21 protein-coding genes and 1 tRNA gene are annotated in these 21,578 nt (G+C 67.4%); 10 read left to right on the forward strand and 12 right to left on the reverse strand.

Features of this window, described 5'->3' with window-relative positions; genetic code table 11:
* Window positions 1-38 precede the first annotated feature (38 nt).
* The 7 genes from ACJ7C5_RS20115 to ACJ7C5_RS20145 all read right to left on the reverse strand — a co-directional run bounded on the left by ACJ7C5_RS20115 (window position 39) and on the right by ACJ7C5_RS20145 (window position 6,462).
* Window positions 39-899 carry an IS3 family transposase gene (locus ACJ7C5_RS20115; RefSeq protein WP_412703693.1) on the reverse strand — a complete coding sequence of 287 codons (861 nt, stop codon included), beginning with the start codon at window positions 897-899 and terminating at the stop codon, window positions 39-41.
* Window positions 896-1,189: a transposase gene (locus ACJ7C5_RS20120; RefSeq protein WP_006388655.1), complete on the reverse strand. Its 294-nt coding sequence runs from the start codon at window positions 1,187-1,189 to the stop codon at window positions 896-898. Before ACJ7C5_RS20120 ends, ACJ7C5_RS20115 begins: the two co-directional genes overlap by 4 nt.
* A gap of 283 nt (window positions 1,190-1,472) precedes the next feature.
* The gene (gene gloA2, locus ACJ7C5_RS20125; protein WP_164162053.1) at window positions 1,473-1,877 is read right to left on the reverse strand and encodes an SMU1112c/YaeR family gloxylase I-like metalloprotein; all 405 of its coding nucleotides are present in this window, start codon (window positions 1,875-1,877) and stop codon (window positions 1,473-1,475) included.
* A complete protein-coding gene (locus tag ACJ7C5_RS20130) occupies window positions 1,874-2,944 on the reverse strand; it encodes a serine hydrolase domain-containing protein (protein ID WP_412704891.1) in 1,071 nt (356 codons plus the stop codon). Before ACJ7C5_RS20130 ends, gloA2 begins: the two co-directional genes overlap by 4 nt.
* A gap of 17 nt (window positions 2,945-2,961) precedes the next feature.
* On the reverse strand, window positions 2,962-4,902 hold the full coding sequence (locus ACJ7C5_RS20135; protein WP_412704892.1) for a DUF885 domain-containing protein: 1,941 nt from the start codon (window positions 4,900-4,902) through the stop codon (window positions 2,962-2,964).
* A 94-nt stretch (window positions 4,903-4,996) separates the two neighbouring features.
* On the reverse strand, window positions 4,997-5,782 hold the full coding sequence (locus ACJ7C5_RS20140; protein WP_093999780.1) for a queuosine precursor transporter: 786 nt from the start codon (window positions 5,780-5,782) through the stop codon (window positions 4,997-4,999).
* Entirely contained in the window at window positions 5,779-6,462 is a 684-nt protein-coding gene (locus ACJ7C5_RS20145; RefSeq protein ID WP_014038041.1) for a DUF502 domain-containing protein, read from the reverse strand. The genes ACJ7C5_RS20140 and ACJ7C5_RS20145 overlap by 4 nt, the downstream gene beginning before the upstream one ends.
* 76 nt (window positions 6,463-6,538) lie before the next feature.
* Between ACJ7C5_RS20145 and ACJ7C5_RS20150 the strand changes: the two genes are divergently transcribed.
* Window positions 6,539-7,861, forward strand: a complete 1,323-nt coding sequence (locus tag ACJ7C5_RS20150) for a hypothetical protein (RefSeq protein WP_412704893.1) — start codon at window positions 6,539-6,541, stop codon at window positions 7,859-7,861.
* Window positions 7,862-7,869: 8 nt separating this feature from the next.
* On the opposite strand, the gene ACJ7C5_RS20155 is transcribed toward ACJ7C5_RS20150, so the two are convergent.
* From ACJ7C5_RS20155 to trxA, 5 genes are all read right to left on the reverse strand, one after another.
* Complete coding sequence (locus ACJ7C5_RS20155) at window positions 7,870-8,586, reverse strand: hypothetical protein (protein ID WP_412704894.1); 717 nt, start codon at window positions 8,584-8,586, stop codon at window positions 7,870-7,872.
* Window positions 8,587-8,628: 42 nt separating this feature from the next.
* On the reverse strand, window positions 8,629-9,081 hold the full coding sequence (locus ACJ7C5_RS20160; protein ID WP_125432301.1) for a DUF4442 domain-containing protein: 453 nt from the start codon (window positions 9,079-9,081) through the stop codon (window positions 8,629-8,631).
* Between the two features lie 74 nt (window positions 9,082-9,155).
* Complete coding sequence (locus ACJ7C5_RS20165; protein ID WP_097049805.1) at window positions 9,156-10,781, reverse strand: CHASE2 domain-containing protein; 1,626 nt, start codon at window positions 10,779-10,781, stop codon at window positions 9,156-9,158.
* On the reverse strand, window positions 10,778-12,433 hold the full coding sequence (locus tag ACJ7C5_RS20170) for a FecR family protein (RefSeq protein ID WP_412704895.1): 1,656 nt from the start codon (window positions 12,431-12,433) through the stop codon (window positions 10,778-10,780). The genes ACJ7C5_RS20165 and ACJ7C5_RS20170 overlap by 4 nt, the downstream gene beginning before the upstream one ends.
* 152 nt (window positions 12,434-12,585) lie before the next feature.
* A complete protein-coding gene (gene trxA / locus ACJ7C5_RS20175) occupies window positions 12,586-13,443 on the reverse strand; it encodes a thioredoxin (RefSeq protein ID WP_088026714.1) in 858 nt (285 codons plus the stop codon).
* A gap of 123 nt (window positions 13,444-13,566) precedes the next feature.
* Here trxA and ACJ7C5_RS20180 point away from each other — a divergent pair, with 123 nt between their 5' ends.
* From ACJ7C5_RS20180 to ACJ7C5_RS20220, 9 genes are all read left to right on the forward strand, one after another.
* Window positions 13,567-14,169, forward strand: coding sequence for a DUF998 domain-containing protein (locus tag ACJ7C5_RS20180; RefSeq protein ID WP_412704896.1), 603 nt, complete (start codon window positions 13,567-13,569; stop codon window positions 14,167-14,169).
* Window positions 14,170-14,274: 105 nt separating this feature from the next.
* The gene (gene leuS, locus ACJ7C5_RS20185) at window positions 14,275-16,917 is read left to right on the forward strand and encodes a leucine--tRNA ligase (RefSeq protein WP_088026711.1); all 2,643 of its coding nucleotides are present in this window, start codon (window positions 14,275-14,277) and stop codon (window positions 16,915-16,917) included.
* A gap of 136 nt (window positions 16,918-17,053) precedes the next feature.
* Entirely contained in the window at window positions 17,054-17,638 is a 585-nt protein-coding gene (locus tag ACJ7C5_RS20190; RefSeq protein ID WP_088026710.1) for an LPS-assembly lipoprotein LptE, read from the forward strand.
* Window positions 17,639-17,647: 9 nt separating this feature from the next.
* Window positions 17,648-18,685: a DNA polymerase III subunit delta gene (holA, locus tag ACJ7C5_RS20195; protein ID WP_093999786.1), complete on the forward strand. Its 1,038-nt coding sequence runs from the start codon at window positions 17,648-17,650 to the stop codon at window positions 18,683-18,685.
* A 3-nt stretch (window positions 18,686-18,688) separates the two neighbouring features.
* On the forward strand, window positions 18,689-19,354 hold the full coding sequence (nadD, locus tag ACJ7C5_RS20200; protein ID WP_412704897.1) for a nicotinate-nucleotide adenylyltransferase: 666 nt from the start codon (window positions 18,689-18,691) through the stop codon (window positions 19,352-19,354).
* Window positions 19,355-19,412: 58 nt separating this feature from the next.
* On the forward strand, window positions 19,413-19,823 hold the full coding sequence (gene rsfS / locus ACJ7C5_RS20205) for a ribosome silencing factor (RefSeq protein WP_005418109.1): 411 nt from the start codon (window positions 19,413-19,415) through the stop codon (window positions 19,821-19,823).
* A gap of 66 nt (window positions 19,824-19,889) precedes the next feature.
* Window positions 19,890-20,360, forward strand: coding sequence for a 23S rRNA (pseudouridine(1915)-N(3))-methyltransferase RlmH (rlmH, locus tag ACJ7C5_RS20210; RefSeq protein ID WP_005418108.1), 471 nt, complete (start codon window positions 19,890-19,892; stop codon window positions 20,358-20,360).
* A 22-nt stretch (window positions 20,361-20,382) separates the two neighbouring features.
* A tRNA-Asn gene (locus tag ACJ7C5_RS20215) sits at window positions 20,383-20,459 on the forward strand.
* A 136-nt stretch (window positions 20,460-20,595) separates the two neighbouring features.
* Window positions 20,596-21,561, forward strand: coding sequence for an alpha/beta hydrolase (locus ACJ7C5_RS20220; protein WP_412704898.1), 966 nt, complete (start codon window positions 20,596-20,598; stop codon window positions 21,559-21,561).
* Window positions 21,562-21,578: the final 17 nt, after the last annotated feature.

The following is a 21,578-nucleotide window of genomic DNA, read 5'->3' on the forward strand; positions in this document are numbered from 1 at the left end:
TGATCTGGCCCCCTGAAAACGGACGCCATGAAGCCGTTTCAGGCGGCAGCCCGGAGCTGCCGGGCGTAGTTGTTAGGCGAGTGGTAGCCCAGCGCCGAGTGTAGCCGGGCTGGATTGTAGAAGCCGTGGATGTAAGCAGCGATGGACTGGCTGGCTTGTTCTCTACTGGCGTAAGGCTCGGCAGCCTCTTCTGTCTTGAGCGTGGCAAAGAAGCTCTCGGCCACCGCGTTGTCCCAGCAATTGCCAGGCCGGCTCATGCTTTGGACCACCTCATGGGACTGCAGCAGCTGGCGAAACTGGTTCCCCCAGTACTGCCCACCACGATCTGAATGGAAGATCAGGCCGGGTCGTTGTGGATGCAGAGCCCAAGCATTGGCAAATGCTTTCACCACCAGCTCTTCAGTCAGACGCTTGGAAACACTGTAGCCCAGCACCTGCCGGGTCTGGACGCTGATGACCACGGCCAGATGCAGCCATCCCTGGCGGGTGGGGACATACGTGATATCCCCGACCCAGGCCGTCGGTCCGGTTCCGGGGGCAAATTGCCGATCCAGCAGGTTGGGGGCGAGCTGAGATGAGCCGCCGGAGGATTTGGGTCGGAATCGGCCTTTGGTCTTGCCCTGGATTCGCTCCTCGGCCATTAACCGTGCCACGCGCTTGTGGCCGACTGGATGATTCCTGGCTCGTAAGGCCCTGACCAGCCGACGTCGCCCATAACTGCGCTTGCTGGTCACATGAATGGCCCGAAGCTCGGTACGGAGGGCCGAATCGACATCGTACGTTTGGGCACACTGCCGGCGCAGGTAGTCATGGAATCCAGAGACAGAAACCCCAAGAACCCGACACAGCAACCTGGTCGGGTAGTGAGTCCTTTGACTGGCGACGAAGGCGTACCTCACTTGGACTCTCTGGCAAAGAACGCCGCCGCTTTTTTTAGGATTTCCCGCTCCATCTTCAGATTGGCGTTCTCGGCCCGAAGGCGGCTGATCTCGCTTTCCAGGTCGGTGGCTGGCCTGCGAGCCTCAGAGGTCAACGACCGGCCAGCACGGACCGCGTCAAGCCAATTTGCCAGCGTCTTGACCGACATCTCCAGCTGACGGGCCGCTGCGGCAGGTCCGAGCGACTCGGCCAACTCCACGGCTTGGTGCTTGAACTCATCGGTGTAGCTACGACGGGTGATACGGGACATAAGGGACCTCCAAGTGCGATCAAAGTATCGCTTCTTGGCGTCCGCTGACGGGGGGCCAGATCAAAGCGACCATTCCGTGGGATGGCGGGGCGGTGTGGGTGGGCAGGACACGCCGTAAACCCATCCATGGGGGCTCGATGGCGCCATCCATAGCGCCAACGGTCCTGCCCACCCACACCGCCCCGCCTCCGACAGATTTCTGCGACTGTGGGTGGGTGTCGACCTTGGTCGACACGGTAGATCCACGCCATGCGTGGATGGGACTTTCCGTGGGAACGGGGGATCAACCGACTTCGTACAACTCCAGCGGCAGGTCGTCGGGGTCGGCGAAGAAGGTGAAGCGGCGGCCGGTGTATTCGTCCACGCGGATCGGTTCGCAGGCCACGCCATGTGCAGCCAGGCGTTGGATGAACGGCTCCAGCGCGGCCACGCGGAAGGCGAGGTGGCGCAGGCCCTGGGCTTCCGGGCGGCTGGGCCGGGGGGGCGGGGAAGGGAAGGAGAACAGTTCCAGCTGGCCGCCATCGGGCAGGGCCAGGTCCAGCTTCCAGGAGTCGCGCGCGCTGCGGTGGTTCTCGGCCAGCACGCGCAGGCCGAGGATGCGCACGTAGAAGTCCTTCGAGCGTGCGTAGTCACTGCAGATCAGTGCGGCGTGGTGGATGCCCAGCAGGGCGCAGGCGTCATCGCTCATTGCAGGATGTCCAGCCAGCGCTGGGCGATCTTCTGCGCCAGCGGATAGGGTTCGGGGTCGTTGCGGTTGGTCAGCACGATCACGGTCAGGTGCTTGTCCGCATGGCGCACGATCACGTTGCGGAAGCCGATGCTTTCGCCACTGTGCCATTGCACCGGGCCATTCAGGCGCCAGCCGAAGCCGTAGTGCGGCACATCCAGTTCGGGTGTTGCCGTGGCCGGGCTGAACATCGCGCGGCGCGAGGCCTTCGACAGCAGGCGGTCGTCGTACAGCGCCGCATCCCAGCGGGCCAGGTCGTCCAGCGAGGAATAGATGCCGCCATCACCGAGCACTGCGCTGGTGGTGCTCTGGTCGGTGCGCTGCCAACGGCCGTCGATCTGGCTGTAGCCATAGGCGCGTGCGGCGACCGTGTCCACGCCATCCTGGTGGGCCACCGTATGCGCCATGCCCAGTGGGCGGAAGATGCGCTGCTGCAGAAAGCTCGCGAAATCCTGGCCGGAGGCGCGGCCGACGATCAGTGCCAGCAACGCATAGCCGCTGTTGCTGTAGCGGTACTGCGTGCCGGGTACGAAATTCAGGCGGTCCTCATGCGACAGCAGGGTCAGCACGTCGGCGTCATGCACCTGGCGGGCGTCGGCCGGGTCCATCAGGTCTTCGTAGTCGAGCAGGCCACCGGTATGCGAGAGCAGCTGGCGGATCGTGATGGTTGCCGCTGCCGGTGGCAGCTCGGGCAGCCACTGCCGGGCAGGTTGGTCCAGCCCGAGCCGGCCGTCTTCCACCAGCAGCAGTACCGCCGCAGCGGTGAACTGCTTGCTGACCGAGGCCAGCCGGAAGTTGCTGGCCGCGGTGACCGCGGAACCGTCCTCGACCACCGCCAGGCCGTAGCCGCGGCGGAATACCGGTTGCCCGTCGTGCAGTACCAGCACGGCGGCGCCGGGTACCTGGCCATCGTAGGCCTGCATCAGGCCGTCGATGCCCGCATCCGGTGGGGTCAGCACCGGTGCGGCGGAGCTTGCCAGTGGTAGCAGGCCCAGCACGACGGCGAACAGGGCGGCGGCAGGGCGCATGGCGGCTCCGGAGTGGGTCAGGGTGAAGGCGTGGGTGTGGCGCTGGCCGGCTGTGCCATCCAGCGTTCCATCTTGCGGTCCAGCACGTCCAGCGGCATCGAGCCGTCCTTCAGCAGTTCGGCGTGGAAGCGGCGCAGGTCGAAGGCGGCACCCTGGTGTGCCTTGGCCTTGTCGCGCAGGGCGACAATGGTGGTCAGGCCGGCCACGTTGGACAGCGCCTGGCCGGGCTGGGCCATGATCCGCTCGACTTCCGCGTTGGCGTCGTCGCTGCTCATGTCCACGGTCTTCTGCAGGTAGGCCACGGCCTGCTGCTTGCTCCAGCCCTGCGCGTTCACGCCGGTGTCGGCCACTACGCGGGCGGCACGCAGCAGGCGCGAGTACAGATAGCCGATGCGGTCGTAGGGATCGGTGTAGATGCCCAGGTTCTCGCCCAGCGTTTCCGCGTACAGGCCCCAGCCTTCGACGAAGGCGAGGTCGCCACCGAGGCGGCGGAAGCGCGGCAGCTTGGCCAGCTCCTGCTGCAGGCCCAGCTGCACGTGGTGGCCGGGGATCGCTTCATGCAGGTACTGCACCGGCACGTTCCAGCGCTTGCGGCTGGGCAGGTCGCGGGTGTTCACGTACAGCATGCCGGGTTGCCCGGCGGCCGACGGTTGATAGGCCGCTGCGGCGGCGGTCAGTGCACGCTCCGGTTCCACTGCGCGCACGTCCAGCGTGGACTTGGGCAGCGTATCGAGCACCTGCGGCAGGCGCGCATTGACCTGCTGCTGTACCTGGCGGTAGCGGTTGATCAGCGCATTGGCGTCGCCGTACTGGAACTGGCGGTCATTGCGCATGCTGCGCAGCAGTTTGGATGGCGTGCCACGCAGCTTGGCATCCTTCATCACGGTGGCGATCTGTGCCTGCAGCTCCTGCGCGCGCTGTTCGCCCAGCGCGTGCAGCTGCGCGGCGGTCTGGTCGCTGGCAGTGGTCTGCACGATCAGGTTGGCGTACCAGGCCTGGCCATCGGGCAGTGCGCCGAGGCCACTGCTGGCGCGCGTGGCGGGCAGGTATTCGGTGGCGATGAAACCGCGCAGGGCACGATAGGCCGGCATGATGCGCAGTTCGATCATGCGCTTGTACTCGGCACTGATGCGCGCCTTGTCCTCGGCTGCGATGGTGTTCGGCATGGTGCGGATCGGCGACCAGAAGATGCTCTCTTCAGCGGTCGGCTTGATGACCGCATCCAGCTGCGGAAGAACCTTCTCCATCAGGTCGCGCGGCTGCACAACACCGGCCTTCATGCCCTGGCGCATGTTGTCGATGGCCTGGTCGAACAGCTCGGGAATGCCCAGCGAACGGCGAGACCAGGTGTCGTAGTCCTGCACGGTGTTGAACGGCTGCGCGCCGGCACCGGCACCGAGGATCGCCATGATGCTGCCGATGTTGTAGTACTGGCTGATCGGCATCATCCAGCTCGGGTAGCGCTCGGCGGCCAGCGAGGCGCGCGCATCGCGCACGAAGATCTCGTAGCTGAGCAGGTCCTGGCCCTGCAGGCCGTCGCTGCCGAGTTTCTCGACCTTGCCCAGCCACTCGGTGGTGAAGTCGTGCGATTGCTGGCGCCATGCGGCAGACAGGATGTTGGGCAGCTGGTCGTTGTAGCGGGCTTCGCCCTGGAAGGTCGCCTGCAGCGGATTCAACCGCATCGAGGCATCCCAGTACTCGTCGTACAGGCGCTCCAGCTGTACCTGCTTGGGTACAGCCCGGGCCGGCGCGACCGGACGCGGCGTGGCGCGGCGCGCCGAACTGCCACGGGCCGGCGCGGTGGCGCGGGCGGGCCTGGCCTTGGGCTTGGCGGCCTGCCGGGTCTGCGCGGCGGCAGGGCGGCTGGCCTTCTTCTTCGCTGCTTCGGCCGACGGTACGGCGCTGAACAGGAACAACGCGGCGATGGCGGCGGCCAGGGCGCGGGTGGGATGCGGCATCAGGAGCTTCCGTGGAACACAGACCGTGGAGCTTGCACGATCCGGCCGCGTACGGCCAGCGTGAAGGCGCAGTCAGCTTTCTGCTGCTGGGGCTTCAGTCAGCCGCAGCGGCAGCCCGCAACGACGCAGCACGTTCGGCACCCAGATAGCGGGTGATGGCACGCCGCATCAGGTACAGCAACGGAATCAGTGCGATCGCAAAGCCCATCTTGTAGATGTAGTTGACGCTGCTGACCGCCAGGAACAGCGAGGTCGGCCAGTGTTGCGGGCCCAGCACGAAGGCGATCCAGATCACCACGAAGCTGTCCACCACCTGCGAGATCGCGGTCGATCCGGTCGCACGCAGCCACACGTGGCGTTCTCCGGTGGCCTGGCGGATGCGATGGAACACCGCCACGTCGATCAGCTGGCCAAGCAGGAAGGCCACCAGCGAGCCGGCGATGGTCCACATGCCCTGGCCGAACACCGCCGCGAACGCGGCCTGGTAGTCGGGCACGCCGTGGCCATCCATCGACGTGACCCACCAGCTGGCCGGCGCCAGCGAAATGGCCGCGAAGGCGAACAGGAAACCGTAGCCGATCAGCACCACCGCCAGCCACGAGATGAAGCGCACGCCGCGCTTGCCGAAGAACTCGTTGATGGTGTCGGTCATGATGAACACCACCGGCCACAACAGGGTGCCGGCGGTGAAGCTGAGCGAGCCGGTCTGGCCGAACAGGTTCCAGTTCAGCGGATCGATGCCCAGGGTGTCTTCCAGCGCGAAGATCTTCACCCCGATCAGCTCGGCCAGTACCGCATTGCCGCAGAAGAACGCGGCCAGCACGATGAACAGCAGGACCGCGCGGTCCTGCAGCGGGCGCTCGATCGGCGCCGCGGTCATTCGCTGCGATCGCCGGCGCGGGTGAACGGCACGCTGGACGGCGCCACTGCACCGCCGGAAATGATGAAGCTCATGGCCTGGTCGACGGTCCAGTCGGTCGGGGTCAGCAGCTCCACCGGCACGATTTCCAGGTAACCCGAAGTCGGATTCGGCGTGGTTGGCACGTACACCGCGGCCAGTTCACGGTCGGTGCCGTGTTCCTTGATCACGCGGGTGACCAGCCCGACCGACTTCATGTCGCGGTGCGGGAAATCGATCAGCACCACGCGCTGCGTGCTGCCCGGTTCGGTCTGCAGCATGTCCAGCAGCTTCTTGGCGCTGTCGTAGATGATGCTGGCCAGCGGAATGCGCTTGATGACCGCGCCGACCCAGCGCAGCAGGCGCTGGCCCAGCACGCGGCGGCTGGCCACGCCCACCGCCAGGATCACCAGCAGGGTGGCCAGCAGGGCGATGGTGTCCTGGATCCATTCGGCGCGCACCCAGCCGAGGTAATGCGGGAAGCTGGTCGCGATCTGCTCGGAAAGTGGTACCACCAGCGGACTGGAAATGCCCGACAGCAGCACGAACACGAACTTGACCACGACCCAGGTCAGCCAGATCGGCAGCAGGGTGAGCAGGCCGGTCAGGAACAGGCGCTGCAGGGAGGGGCGGGGAACCAGGGCGGGGGCTTCGAGCGACATGTGCGCATTGTAGCGGCCACGGCCGGTCGATTACGCTGGGGAATCGACTGCGGCAACGGCACATGGAAGGGAAGCTGTGTTGAAGATTCTGCGCGGACTGGGCTGGACCCTGGCAGGCCTGCTGGTGCTGGCCATCGTGGTGTGGTGCGCCTCGCGCATGTGGCCGGTGCCCGAATCGCGTTTGCAGGCGCAGCAGCGACTGGAGGCACGCCTGCCAGCGACCGGCCACAACGGTTATGCATTGTTGTGGACGTTGCCGTTCGACGATCTGGATGCCCTGCAGCGCGAGCAGGCGCTGGCCGAGGATGTACGGCGCTGGGAAGCCGACCCGCAGGGCGGTAGCAGCGGCCAGACACACCTGGTGGCCAACCATGCCGAGCTGCGCTCGCGGCCGGGTGCCAGTTGCGGGCCGGCCGCCAGCGGCTGCCTCGCCCAGGTCCGCGCGGACCCGCAACGCTTCGCGGAGGCCCATGCCGGCCACCAGCAGTTGCATGCGCGGCTGGATCAGCTGGCCGAAGCGGACTACTTCATGTCCCCGTTCCAGCCGAAGGGCGAGGGCATCCTGGTCCCGTTGCCGACGTATGGCCTGGTGGTGGACGCCACCAGTGCACGGGCACTGACCTACGTGCAGGGCGATATCGACGGCGCACTGCGTGGCAGCTGCCGCGGACTGCTGCTGGGAAGGCGGCTGGTGCCAGGTAGCAGCTATCTGATCGAGAGCATCATCGGCGCCAGCCTGGTCCAGGCCAATGCCCAGCTGCTGGCCGACATGCTGGTCGAACTGCCTGCCGGCCACCCCTTGCCGGCGGAGTGCGAACAAGCCATGCAACCGCTGCGCGCAGAGGAACAGAGCCTGTGCCGTGCGATGCAGGGTGAGTACGCGATGAGCCGGGCGGCGATCGAGACATCGGCCCCGGAATTTGGCGGCGTCCTGGTGCTGGATCGGAGCAGTACGTTGGCGCGCGTGGCCGGCAATCTTGGCTGGGCCTGTGGCGCAGCCGCGATGGCCGCGCTGGAGGCCGATCGGCCGTTGCCGGTACAGGCACCGCCGCAGCGGGATTTCGGTTGCCTGTCCAACGTGATGGGCTGCGTGCTGACCGAGATCGCCGCGCCTGCCTATCCCGCATATTCGTCACGGCCACAGGATGCCGCGGCGATGGTGCGGCTGCTGGGGGCGCAGCGTTGGCTGCGGCAGCAGACGGATGATCCGGTGGACGCCCTGCAGCGGCTGCCGGCGCAGTTCCGCTCGCCGGTGCGGTCGCCGCAGTTGTCCGCCGATGGCCGCCATCTGCAGGTGCCGCGTCGTTCGCCACCGCGTGGCAACGCTGAGAGCCCCTGGTTGTCCGTACCGTTGGTGACCGGCGCCGGTGTCGGCGCAAGTGCCACTGCCCGTGACTGAGCCGTGGCTCAGTCGGTACCGGCCTGCGGATCGAACGCCCAGCCATCGCCGACGGTCTGCAGCGTCCAGCGGCGGGTGCCGCGTAGTGGCTGCCAGCGCACGCTGTCCTTGTCGTTCTCGATGCTGCCTTCGGCGCGCCTTACCTTGCGCGTGGAGAAGTTCACGCTCAGCGATTCGGTTTTCCCGGAATTGCGCATCACCGAATCCTGGTCGTAGCCGATCAGCGCGAACGCGCCGTCCTGCCAGCGGAAAGTGAAGGCGGTGGTACCCATCGACCAGCTTCCGGCGCTGGCGAATGAAAACAGCGCGATCTTCAACGTGCCACGCTGGATGCTGATACCCCCTTCTTCAAGCGGATCGCTCATGACCGGGTTGTCCGGGCGCGGAATCAGCTGATGGTCCTGCACCGCCAGCACATAGCCGGTTGGGCGCGACCATGCCACGGCGAGAATGCGCGGGTTGCTGTCATACGGCGAGGGGCCGAAGCCATCATGTTCGATGACGTTGCGCGGGTCCTGCTGGCGCAGTACCAGGACCAGATCGGCGCGGCCATCCTGGTCGAGATCGCCTTCGATGCTGGACTCAAGCGTCCAGCCGTTGGGCACGAAGCCGGCGGCAGTCGCAGCCCGCGCCGGCAGCGCCGGGTACTGCACCGGCGGCAGGTCCAGCGCGTGGACCGCGCACGGCAGGGTGCTCAGCAGTGCTGCAAGGGTGTACGGGCGCATCGGAGCCTCCATGGCAGAGGGCCAGAGGATAGCGCCCTTGATTCAGCGTGCGTGGGGCTTCAGGCGCAGATAGACCTGCTTGCGCACCTGGGCGACAACCTCGCCGCTTTCATCGACCACGTCGTTGCTGAACCAGCGCAGCACCTTTTCACCGCCGCCCGCTTCGGCCCGCAGTTCATCCAGCAGTGCATCGTCGATGCGGAACGACGTACGCACGGTGCCGCGGCCGGGCTTGAGGAAATCGATGGCACCGGCCCGGTCCCATACGTAGTAGTCGCGGCCGAGGATGTGCAGCAGGCCCAGCATCCAGAACGGATCGGTCATCGCGAACAGGCTGCCCCCGAAGTGGGTGCCGACGTAGTTGCGGTTCCAGGGCCGCAGGCGCAGTTCGACATCGATCTGCCGGTAGTCCGGCGTGATGCGGGTGACGTGGATGCCGGTGAACAGGAACGGCGGCCAGAGATTGATACCGAAGCGGAACAGGCGGGCGTTCATGCAGGTCCGAGGCGCAGGGCGAGGCGCCCAGTCTAACCATTCGCATGCGTATGTTGCATCCCGGGCGGCGAGGGTCACGCCTCGCCGTCGATCACGTACCCGTCGCGGCCGTTGGCCTTGGCCTGGTACAACGCGGTGTCGGCGCCTTCGACGAAATGGTGCGGTTGCAGCGTGCCGTCGGGTACGCGGGTGAACACGCCGATGGTGAGGGTGACGCCTGCTTCGCTGCCGTCACCGGGCGCCGGCAGTGCACGCACGCAGGCGATCAGGTCCTCGATGACCTGGCGCGCGCCTTCGGCCGGGGTATCCGGCAGCACCAGTGCGAACTCATCACCGCCGTAGCGCGCCGCCATGTCGCGTGGGCGTCGTGCATGCGCACCGATCAGGCGTGCGACATCGCGCAGCACGCGGTCGCCGACCTGATGCCCGTGGCGGTCGTTGTGGCGCTTGAAATGGTCAACGTCGATCAGCGCCAGGCTCAGGGACTTGCCACTGCGTCGCGCGGCATCGCATTCCTGTTGCAGCGACTGCTCGAAACGCAGGCGATTGCCGAGACCGGTCAGCGCATCGCGGTTGGCCAGGCGGTGCCAGGCCGAGACTCGCCAGATCGCCCAGGCCAGCAGCACCAGCAGGATGCCCAGCATGGCGCTGGCCGGTGCCCACCACAGGTCACCGGCGCGCAACAGCAACCAGCTCAGCAGCGGAGGAAGCGGCAGTGAGCACAGCGCAGCAAGCCATGGCAGGCGCAGGCCGAGCAGGATCACGCACAGCGCCACCAGCACGCCGCTGATGGCGTGCTGCCAGAGGCGGGGCAGCAGATCGATCTGCTTGTGCTGCAGCAGCATCGAAGCGATGTTGGCCTGGTACTCACTGCCGCTCATCCAGAACTCGCGGGTGGTCGGGGTCAGCAGCCGCGGTGCGATGCCGCTGGCGGTCATGCCCACCACGATGCGGCGGCCATGCAGCATCGCCATGTCCACGTGACCATCAAGCACGTCGGCATAGGACACCTGCGGCAAGCGCTCGGGCGGCCCGGCATAGCGCACGCGCACGTAGTCGTTGCGCCGCCATTGATAGGGCGAACCGATCTCCGGATGGGGGTCGGGCAGGCCGTGCACCGCGCCCGGCGGCAGGTCGGCCAGCGCCAGGCCCAGCGCCGGCCAATGCGCCTGGCCGATGCCGGCGTGCAGGTACACGCCGCGGGCGACGCCATCGCCGTCCACTTCAACGTCGGTGTGGCCGATGGCGGCGGCACTGGCCGCAATCTGCGGTACCGGCAGCATTTCCTCAGCCATGCGATCACCGGCCGCGGGCGCGGCCAGCACCGGCAGCACCACTCGGCCATTGCGGCGGATGGCCGCGGCCAGCACTTCGTCCTGGCGGCTGTCGCGGCGGTCCGGCTCGGACAGCATCAGGTCCAGTGCGACGCGTCCGGCACCGGCGTCGGTCAGCCGGTCCAGCAGGCGGGCATGGATCGAGCGGGGCCAGGGCCATTGGCCGATGCGCTGCAGGCTGCCCTCGTCGATCGCCACGATCAGCACGCTGGGGTCGGGACGATAGTCCCAGTTGCCGACCATGGCGTCGTAGGTAGCTTCATCCTGCCGCCACAGCCATTGGCCCTGGCTGGCAATCACGGTCAGCACGCCGGCCAGCAGCGCCAGCAGGATCCGCTTCGACCACGGCAGCGGCGAGCGCCTCATAACAACAGCCACAGCAGCAGGGCGCCGCCGCCGGCGCTGTAGCACAGGCGGCACGGCAGCTTGATCTGCTGCGCCGGCGAATATTCGCCGGCATGACCGTCATCGTCGATGTACTGCACGCGTACGTGCAGGGTGCCGCTCCACGGCCGCTTGAAGCTGACCTGGGGCTCGGCAACCGTCTCATCGACCAGGGGGGCCTTGAAGTCGCCGCGGCGATCGACCTGCACCCGGTAGCGCTGGCCTTCGCTGCCGGTCTGCCAGCGCAGGGTCAGTTCACCGTGCGCGGCCTCCGGTGGCTGCAGGGCCGGATCGACCGGTTCATTGCTCAGTTGCAGCGGCAGCGCCTGACCATAGCGGCCCTGGTGGCCGTTGCCATCGCGCGAGGCGACGCGCCAGAAGTACTCGCCCGGCGGCAGTGGCTGCGCCAGGCGCAGGTCGGTGCCCTGGGTCGTCTGTTCCTGCAGTGGCTGCACGAAGCTTGGCTCGGCGGCGATCTGCAGCACGCTGCTGCGTGCGCCGGGGGCCTGGCTCCAACGGAAACGCGGCCGGTCGCTGTTGATCGTCTGCCCATGCAGCGGGGCCACCGTCAGCGGCGGCGGCGGCTGGTCGCTGAGTTCGAAATCAGCGCTGGCATCCAGGCCTTCCACGCCCTGCGCGTCGACGGCGCGCAACAGCATGCGCAGCTGACCGGGCGGCAGGTCGCCGATGGCCAGGCGGGTGTCTTCGGTGGTAGCGGCAAACAGCAGGATTTCCGGCGTTGCCGCCTGGACCACTTCCACGCGGTAGTGCGCGGCGCCGGGCACCGCTTCCCAGGCCAGCAAGGTCGGCAGCGGCGCCAGCCGGAGCTGGTCATTTCGCAGCGTCGGCGCCGGCAGCAGGGGCGAGACCGCAGCGGGGGCTGCGTCTGCGCTGCTGCTGCGGGTGGCCTGTCCAGGTTGGACCATGCGTTGGCCATGGGTGTTGCCGACCTGCACCTTGCCCTGCAGGACCTCGGTGGCCGCGACATGGGCTGTGTCGCCAGCGCTGACCCGGAACACGGTACCGCGCACGCTGCTGGTCGCGGTGGGGGCATCGATGATGTAGCGCGATGCCGGGCCGCGGGCGGGCGTCACCCGGTTGCTGGCACGGCCCTGCTGCAGGCGCAGGCGGGTATCGACCATGCCGGTATGGCCATAGCGGCTGAGCTGGTCCAGGCGCAGGCGGGAGTATTCACGCAGCTGCAGGCGGGAGGCGTCGGCGAATTCGAGGGTGATGCTGGATTCGCCCTCGGTCTGCACGGTGTCACCGATGTGTAGCTGCTCGCCGGCCAGGATGGCGCGGGTGGCACTGCCATCGGCGCCGGACAGTTCGACCTTGCCGCGCACCGACAGCACGCGGGCCGGCGCAGGCTCGATGCGCAGCCAGCTGATCGGGAAGCGCAGCAGCTGGCCGGGAGGCAACTGGTAAGGATTGTCGATGCGGTTGTGCTGCTGCAGCTGCTGCCAGCGTACCGACGGTTTCAGGTACAGGCTGCCCAGATCCCACAGGGTATCGCCGGGACGGACCCGGTAGTTCCAGTCCTGGGCGGCGGCCACGGCTGGCAGCAGGAGGAGGGCACAGAGCAGGATGCCCTGGAAGCGCATGGCGAACGACAGCGAGCGGACGAAGGTCACAGTTTGCAATCCCGGCAAAACGGGGGTGCAGCTGCAAGACCCCATGGCCCCGACCTCATCCCCCCGAACGGATCGTGGCGGCCGAACGGCCGCCATCCCGCGCATTATTGCCCGCGTTCAGTGCAGGGATTCTGAACGAAGTGCGTTCCCGTTCAGAACAGCAGGGAGGCCATCCGGCGGCGGTACTGGCCAACCAGGTCCTCGTCGGAGATCACATTGAAGGCGTCGATCAGCGCCTTGCGCGGCAGTCCTTCCTCGAAGGCGCGGTCGATCCGCAGCATTTCCAGGAACTGGGCGAGTGCGGCCTCATCGTGGCCGCCCAGCAGCAGCTGCACGCCGCGCAGGTGACGGGCCTTGAGGTCCTTGCCGTCGGCGGCAATGCGCGCGTCCAGCACCTCGGCTGCGGGTGCGTCCTTCAGCGCGGCGGCGAAGGACAGGCGGGCACGGGCGCGTACGGCACGGTCGTCGGTAGCGAGGTTGGCGGGCAGGCCGTCGATCAGCGTGCCGGCTTCGTCCACGCCGCCGATCTGCAGCAGGGCCAGGGCCAGGTCGAGCTTCAGCTCATCCTTGTCCGGCTCGGCGGCGATCTGTGCGCGCAGCACATCCACCTGTGCCTGCGGGTCCAGCGGAGCCTCGTCCTCGGCAGCGGCGTCGCCGATGTCGGCCGGCACGATGCCGTGCTGGGCCAGGAATTCACGCAGCTGACCTTCCGGGATGGCCCCCGGGAAGCCATCCACCAGCTGGCCGCCCTTGACCAGGAATACGGTCGGCACCGAGCGGATCTGGAAGGCCGCAGCGATCTGCTGTTCGGCGTCGACATCGACCTTGGCCAGCTCGAAGGCGCCGTTGTATTCGGCGGCCAGCTTTTCCAGCATCGGGCCGAGGGTCTTGCACGGCCCGCACCAGGTGGCCCAGAAGTCGACCAGCACCGGCGTCTGCAGCGACTTCTGCAGGACTTCGGCCTCGAAGGTCGCAGTGGTGGCGTCGAATACGTAGGTCGTCTCGGTCATGGGGGAGGCATCGTTTGGCATCTGGAGACCGATTCTATGGTGACGATCGACGTCGGTCTCAACCCGCGCTGCGGCAAATACCCGACAATGCGGCCTTCCTGTCGCCGCTGTTCCGGAGCCTGCATGTCGTCATTGTCCCCGCTGTTGCGCCTGTCCGGGCTGATTGCCGCGCTGCTGTTCGTGCTGGCGGTGCTGGGCTTCGGCTCCGGCCTGGAAGGATATGCGCAGGCGCGGCACCCGGTGGCCCTGCTGGGTGCGCAGGGCGTGCCACACGCGTTGGCCTTCAATCTGCTGGGTTTCGTGCTGCCGGGCCTGCTGGCGGTGGTGGTGGCCGAATGCCTGCGCCGGCGGCTGCCGGCCAGCGCTGGCTGGGCGCCACGGGTGGGTAGCCAGATGCTGCTGTTGGGCGGGCTGGCCTTCGCCGCGATGGGCCTGCTGCCGCTGGATGTGGACGATCTGCACGGGCCAGCCAGCCAGCTGCATGCCAGCGCCTGGATGGTCTGGGTGCTGGGTTTTGTCGCCGGGACCCTGTTGCTGGGCATCTCCCAGTTGCGCCAGGCGCCCGGCCGGGCTCTGGGCGGGGTGGCGGTTGCCTGTGGCGTGCTGGCGGCGCTGGCCGCCTTTGCCCTGCAGGGCGTGTTGCCGGCACCGCTGGCACAACGGCTTGCCTTCGCCTGCTGGGCAGTCTGGCTGGCACTGGCCCTGCCGCTGTCGCGACCGCGCTGAGACTGCCTCCGGGCGCGATCGGCGCCGGCGGCCGACGGGCAGGATTGGAGCCATTTGCCGCACTGCGGTACGCTGTACCGCTTTGCCGCCGCAACCGCGTGTTACATGACCAGCGTCGAACCCAACGTTTACGATCCGCAGCAGGTTGAATCCGCCGCCCAGCAGTACTGGGATGCCACCCGTGCCTTCGAGGTCGATGAAGCCTCGGACAAGCCGAAGTACTACTGCCTGTCGATGCTTCCGTATCCGTCCGGTGCGCTGCACATGGGCCACGTGCGCAACTACACCATTGGCGACGTGATCAGCCGCTACAAGCGCATGACCGGCCACAACGTGCTGCAGCCGATGGGCTGGGACGCATTCGGCCTGCCGGCGGAAAACGCGGCGATCAAGAACAAGACCGCGCCGGCGGCGTGGACCTACAAGAACATCGACCACATGCGCAGCCAGCTGCAGTCGCTGGGCTATGCCATCGACTGGTCGCGCGAGTTCGCCACCTGCCGCCCGGACTATTACGTCCATGAGCAGCGCATGTTCACCCGCCTGATGCGCAAGGGTCTGGCTTACCGCCGCAACGCGGTGGTGAACTGGGATCCGGTCGACCAGACCGTGCTGGCCAACGAGCAGGTCATCGACGGCCGCGGCTGGCGCTCCGGCGCGCTGGTCGAGAAGCGCGAGATCCCGCAGTGGTTCCTGCGCATCACCGACTACGCCCAGGAGCTGCTGGACGGCCTGGATGAGCTGGACGGCTGGCCGGAATCGGTCAAGACCATGCAGCGCAACTGGATCGGCCGTTCGGAAGGTCTGGAAATCCAGTTCGACGTGCGCGATGTCGACGGCAGCGCGCTGGACCCGCTGCGCGTGTTCACCACCCGCCCGGACACGGTGATGGGTGTGACCTTCGTGTCGATCGCTGCCGAGCACCCGCTGGCGCTGCATGCGGCGAAGAACAACCCGGAGCTGGCGGCGATGCTGGCCGACCTGAAGCAGGGCGGCGTGTCCGAGGCTGAACTGGAGACCCAGGAAAAGCGCGGCATGGATACCGGCCTGCGCGCGCTGCATCCGGTCACCGGCGAACCGGTGCCGGTCTGGGTCGCCAATTTCGTGCTGATGGGCTACGGCACCGGCGCGGTGATGGCCGTCCCGGGCCATGACCAGCGCGACAACGAAGTGGCCAACAAGTACGGCCTGCCGATCAAGCAGGTGATCGCGCTGAAGGATGCGCGCACCGAAGAAGAGCGCAACTGGGACGGCAGCCGCTGGCAGGACTGGTACAGCGACAAGAGCCGTGCCTTCGAGCTGGTGAATTCGGCCGAGTTCGACGGCCTGGACTTCCAGGGCGCCTTCGAAGCGCTGGCCGAACGTTTCGAGCGCAAGGCCCAGGGCCAGCGCCGCGTCAACTACCGCCTGCGCGACTGGGGCGTGAGCCGCCAGCGTTACTGGGGCTGCCCGATTCCGGTGATCTATTGCGCCAAGTGCGGTGCGGTGCCGGTGCCGGAAGAACAGCTGCCGGTGGTGCTGCCGGAGGACGTGGCGTTCTCGGGCACCGGTTCGCCGATCAAGACCGACCCGGAATGGCGCAAGACCACCTGCCCGGACTGCGGCGGCGCGGCCGAGCGCGAGACCGACACCTTCGACACCTTCATGGAGTCGAGCTGGTACTACGCCCGCTACACCTCGCCGGGTGCCCGTGATGCCGTCGACAAGCGCGGCAACTACTGGCTGCCGGTCGACCAGTACATCGGTGGCATCGAGCACGCGATCCTGCACCTGATGTATTTCCGGTTCTATCACAAGCTGCTGCGCGACGCGCGGATGGTGGACAGCAACGAACCGGCGCGCAACCTGCTGTGCCAGGGCATGGTGATTGCCGAGACCTACTACCGCCCGAACCCGGATGGTTCCAAGGACTGGATCAACCCGGCCGATGTGGAAGTGCAGCGCGACGAGCGCGGCCGCATCACCGGCGCCACCCTGATCGCCGATGGCCAGCCGGTGGTGGTCGGTGGCACGGAGAAGATGTCCAAGTCGAAGAACAACGGCGTGGACCCGCAGGCCATGGTCGGCAAGTACGGCGCCGACACCGTGCGCCTGTTCTCGATGTTCGCCGCCCCGCCGGAACAGTCGCTGGAGTGGAACGAAGCCGGCGTGGACGGCATGGCCCGCTTCCTGCGCCGCCTGTGGGCCCAGGTGCAGAAGCATGCCGCCGACGGTGCCGCTCCGGCGCTGGACGTGGCCGCACTGGATGCCAACCAGAAGGCGCTGCGCCGCAAGACCCACGAGACCATCGGCAAAGTCGGCGACGACTATGGCCGCCGCCACAGCTTCAACACCGCCATTGCCGCAGTGATGGAACTGATGAACGCGCTGGCCAAGTTCGAGGACGGCAGCGAGCAGGGCCGCGCGGTGCGCCAGGAAGCGCTGCAGGCCATCGTGCTGCTGTTGAACCCGATCACCCCGCATGCCAGCCACGCCCTGTGGCAGGTGCTGGGCCATGGCGAGACGCTGCTGGAAGACCAGCCGTTCCCGCAGGCCGACGCCGGCGCGCTGGTGCGCGATGCGCTGACCCTGGCCGTGCAGGTCAACGGCAAGCTGCGTGGCACCATCGAGGTGGCGGCCGATGCCGCGCGCGAGCAGATCGAGGCGCTGGCCCTGGCCGAGCCGAACGCGGCCAGGTTCATGGAAGGCCTGACGGTGCGCAAGATCATCATCGTTCCGGGCAAGATCGTGAACATCGTCGCTGCCTGACGTACCCCGCATCGGCCACCCGCGTGGTGGCCGGTGCCTTTCCGATGCAGGGCCATGTGCATGATGGCCCTGCATTCACGCGGCTTCGGGCACGCTGTGTGTTGCCGTGATCGCCCGGCTCCGCCAGACTGTCTCCATGACCCGAATCCTGCTTGCCCTCGTTCTTGCCCTCGGCCTTGCCGGCTGCGGCTTCCATCTGCGCAACAAGCTGATGCTGCCGACCGATACGGCGCCGGTGAAGGTGGTCTCCACCGCGCCGTACAGCGAACTGGTCAAGCTGCTCAACCGCAGCCTGCTGGCGTCCGGCGCCAAGCTGGCCGATGAGGACAGCAAGGAACCCAGTACCCAGCTGCAGGTGCTGTCCGAACGCTGGGGCGACCTGCCGATCGCCATCGACTCGCAGGGCCGTGCGCAGGAATACAGCCTGCGCTATGCGGTGATCTTCATCTTCCGTCGCGAGGATGGCAGCGAGCTGGTGCCGCAGCAGGTGATCGAGCTCTCGCGTGACTACGTGTCGCCGCCAACCGACGCCACCGGTACCACCACCGAACGCGAGATCCTGGCCGATGAACTGCGCCGGGAGATGTCGGCGTCGATCATCCGCCGCATCGACAGCGTGGTCCGTGCCGAGATCGAGAAGGGCGGCAGTCTGTCGGCGCCGAAGGCCAAGCCGGATGATGGTGCGGTGCCGGCCGAGCCGGTCCCCGCAGCCAAGCACTGAGCCGCGGCGATGGAACTGCGTCCGGAGCAGCTGGCCGGCCAGAGCGCTGATACCGCGCTGGCGCCGGTCTATCTGATTGCCGGCCCGGAAACCCTGCGCGTGCTGGAGGCCGCCGACGCCATCCGTGCACGTGCGCGTGCAGCCGGTATTGGCGAGCGCGAGGTGTTCGACGCCGATGGCCGCGATTTCGACTGGAACCAGCTCGACGCCAGCTTCAATGCGCCCAGCCTGTTCAGCGCCCGTCGCCTGGTCGAGGTGCGCCTGCCCAGCGGCAAGCCGGGCAAGGACGGCGCCGAGGTGATCAGCCAGTTCTGCGCCAACCCGGCGCCGGACGTGGTGCTGATGATCACTGCCAACGAATGGAGCAAGGCCCATCAGGGCAAGTGGGCCGAGGCGGTCAACCGCATCGGCGTGCTGTCGGTGGCGTGGGCGATCAAGCCGCACGAACTGCCGGACTGGATCGAGCGCCGCCTGCGTGGCAAGGGCCTGCGCGCGGACCCGGCCGCCGTGCAGCGCCTGGCCGAGCGGGTGGAAGGCAACCTGCTGGCGGCCGCCCAGGAAATCGACAAGCTGGCGCTGTTGGCCGATGGCCAGCCGCTGGATGTGGAGCGCATGGAGTCGCTGGTGGCCGATGCCGCCCGCTATGACGTGTTCCGGCTGGTGGAGGCGGCATTCTCCGGGCAACCGCCAGCGGTGCTGCGCATGCTGGCCGGCCTGCGAGGCGAGGGTGAGGCGGTGGCTGCGTTGATGCCGATGGTGATCCGCGAGCTGCTGGCCGGTGCCGGTCTGGCCCGGGTGCAGGCCCGTGGCGGCAACCTGGCCGCCGAAATGAAATCGCGCGGCATCTGGGAATCGCGTCAGGCGCCGTACAAGCGCGCGTTGCAGCGGCACCCGGAAGGCAAACGCTGGGAGCGCTTCGTGGCCGAAGCGGGCCTGGTCGACCGCATCGCCAAGGGGCGGGCCGACGGCGATGCGTGGCTGGCACTGGAGCGCCTGCTGGTGGCCGTGGCCGAACCGCGTGCCGTGCGCCTGCTGGCGCGGGCCTGAGCAATGAGCCTGCGGATCTATTACGGGGGCACCTTCGATCCGGTGCACCTCGGTCACCTGGCGATCGCGCGGGCTGCCCGTGACGAACTGCAGGTTGCCGTGCGCATGCTGCCGGCGGCCGACCCACCGCACCGTGCGGTGCCCGGTGCCACGGCCGAGCAGCGTTGCAGCATGCTGTCTCTGGCCATCGGCGACGAACCCGGCCTGCTGCTGGACCGGCGCGAGCTGGACCGTGCTGCCCGCCATCCCGGTCGTCCTTCCTATACCGTCGATACCCTGCGCGAGCTGCGTGGCGAACTCGGCCCGAGCCGGCCGCTGGCCTGGCTGGTCGGCGCCGACAGCCTGCTGGGCCTGTCCAGCTGGCACGAATGGGAGGCCCTGTTCGGGCTGGCCCATTTCGTTGTGGCTGAACGGCCGGGCAGTCCGCTGCGGGCCTCGGTCGACGGCGAGCTGGGCCGCGCGCTGGAAGGGCGCTGGGCAGACAACGAACAGGCCCTGTTTGCCAGCCCGGCCGGGCGCATCCTGCGCCTGCACCACCCGCTGCGCGAGGAATCGGCCAGTGCCGTGCGCTCACAGATCGCCTCCGGCGGCCCCTGGCGTGCACTGCTGCCGCCGGCCGTGGCCGACTTTGTGGCTGCACACGGGCTGTACCGGCCCGCCACGCCGTGAATGGCGCGGCGGCGCCATCCCCGTATAATCGCCCCCACGTTTATCGAGTCGATCCACTTTGAGCAACCAGACCCAGCCCCAGACCATCAAGGTCGATCTGCCCAGCCCGCCGCCGTCCGTGCCGGAACTGCTGGCCAGCGTCCGCCAAGCCACCGAAGACCTGAAGGCCAAGGACCTGGTCGAGATCGACGTGCGCGGCCGGTCCAGCGTTGCCGACTACATGATCGTCGTTTCGGGCACCTCGACCCGCCACGTCAAGTCGATTGCCGATGAAGTCGTGCGCTTCGCCAAGAACATCGACGTGATGCCGCTGGGTGTTGAAGGCGAGCGCGAAGCCGAGTGGGTGCTGGTCGACCTGGGCGACGTGATCGTACATGTGATGCTGCCGCGCGTGCGTGAGTTCTACGCCCTTGAGCGCCTGTGGACCGTTGGCGACCAGCCGCCGTCCAGCGACGACGAAGTGGCCTGAGCCGCACGTTGATGCATCCCTTCGACGGCGCCGATGGCGCCGTCGACGTTTTGGAGGACCGCGTAGATGAAAGCCCGCCTGATCGCCACCGGTGAACGCGCGCCCAGCTGGGTCGCGCAGGGCTTTGCCGAGTACCAGAAGCGGCTGTCGCACTGGCTGCCGTTCGAGCTGGTGGAAATCGAGCCCGGCCTGCGCGGCAAGGGGCGTGATCCGCGCCGCGCCACTGAAGATGAAGGCAAGCGGGTCATCGCCGCCCTGCCGAAGAACGCCTATGTGGTGGCCCTGGATGTGCCCGGCCGCCAGCTCAGTTCGGAACAACTGGCACAGCGCCTGGAACATTGGCGCGGGCAGGGCAGGGATCTGGCCTTCCTGATCGGTGGCCCGGAAGGGCATTCGCCGGAAGTCTCCGCGCTGGCCGATGAGAAGTGGTCGATCGGACCGCTGACGCTGCCGCACATGCTGGTGCGCCTGGTGGTGGCCGAGCAGCTGTACCGGGCTGCCGCAATGATTGCCAATCACCCCTACCATCGCGCGTGAAGAGTGGTTATACTAGTCGTCTGCCCGAATAGCTCAGCCGGTTAGAGCACTTGACTGTTAATCAGGGGGTCGTTGGTTCGAGTCCAACTTCGGGCGCCACCTTGAAAAACCTGCATCGCGAGATGCAGGTTTTTTTTTTGCCGTGTTGTAGAGCCGAGCCCATGCTCGGCTTCGAGGATGCAGCCGAGCATGGGCTCGGCTCTACAATCTGCTGCTCCAATCATGGATGCCGATCATGCGTGCGCTCCTGTCCTCGAGCTTCCTGCTGCTTGCGATGGTGCCGTTCGCTACAGCGAAGGCCGCGCCTTCCACCTGGCACCCGCCGCAGGGCACCACCGAGCTGCCGTTGTGGCCGGAGGGCAAGGTGAAGGCGCCGCCAAAACTGAAAGGTCCCGAGCAGATCAGTGAAGCAACCTCCAGGGCCAGCGGAGAGCGCTGGACGATGTTGCAGAACGTGGCTGTGCCGACGCTCACCGTGTTTCCACCGAAGGGACCGGCCAATGGCACCGCGGTGATGGTGGTGCCCGGAGGTGGTTACCGGGTGTTGGCGATGGACCTGGAAGGCAGTGAAATCTGCGATTGGTTGAACGCGCAGGGCATCACCTGCGCACTGCTGAAGTACCGCGTGCCGGCGTCCGGGCCCAACTGGGATCCCGACTGCAACTGTCGCGACAATCCGACGGTGCCGATGGCCTTGCAGGATGCGCAACGTGCAATGGGGCTGCTGCGCCTGCTGGCACAACGCTGGAACATCGACCCGAAGCGGGTGGGGGTGATCGGTTTCTCGGCCGGCGGTCACGTGGTGGCCGGATTGAGCACGCAGGCACGCCGTCGCTACGCTGCGGTCGACGCGGCCGACTCACAGTCCAGCCGCCCGGATTTCGCGATGGTGATGTACTCCGGCCATCTGTGGGCCGGGCATGGCAAGGGGCTGTCGCTGGTCAAGGACATCGTCGTGGATGACGCGGTGCCGCCGACGTTCATTGCGCAGGCCACCGATGATCGCACCGACGATGTGCGCGAATCACTGGCCTACTACCAGGCGCTGATCGATGAAGGCGTGCCGGTCGAGATGCATCTGTTCGCGCGCGGTGGCCACGCGTTCGGTCTGCGCATGAAGAATGCACCGGTCACGGCGTGGCCGCAGCTGGCCGAGCGCTGGATGCAGGATATCGGCATGCTGCCGGAACGCCAGTTGTAGAGTCGAGCCATGCTCGG

Source organism: Nocardiopsis yanglingensis (assembly GCF_045809185.1).
In the GTDB taxonomy this organism is placed as follows: Bacteria; Pseudomonadota; Gammaproteobacteria; order Xanthomonadales; family Xanthomonadaceae; genus Stenotrophomonas; species Stenotrophomonas yanglingensis.